This window comes from Methylobacterium sp. J-077, assembly GCF_022829365.1.
GTDB lineage: Bacteria > Pseudomonadota > Alphaproteobacteria > Rhizobiales > Beijerinckiaceae > Methylobacterium.
In genome coordinates this window covers 1-283 of the sequence record NZ_JAKSYJ010000205.1, presented here as the reverse complement: position 1 = coordinate 283, position 283 = coordinate 1, and the positions used below count along the sequence as shown (strand labels likewise).

The 283-nt window shown below is 72.8% G+C and carries 1 pseudogene; it reads right to left on the bottom strand.

Annotated elements, in window-relative coordinates:
- A pseudogene (locus tag MKL11_RS24275) lies at positions 1-139 on the bottom strand (transposase); the annotation flags it as partial.
- Positions 140-283: the final 144 nt, after the last annotated feature.

The following is a 283-nucleotide window of genomic DNA, read 5'->3' as shown; positions in this document are numbered from 1 at the left end:
GGGTCGAGAAGGCGAGATGGATGTCGGCCCGTCGCTCGTAGCGGATGGCGAGGCGGCGGAACTTGGCGAACCAGGCCAGCGTCCGCTCCACGACCCACCTGTGTCGGCCCAGACGTTGGCTGCTCTCGATCCCGCGCCGGGGTCCCCGCCCTGGTCGATCAGCAGCCCGTCGTCGAGCAGGCGTCGCAGGGTCTTCGGCGAGCAGCCCGGAGGCTCACCACAGCCGACGCGGTCGAGGGCGCGGCGCTCGGCCGAGGTGCGGCCGGGGTGGGTCATGCGGTCT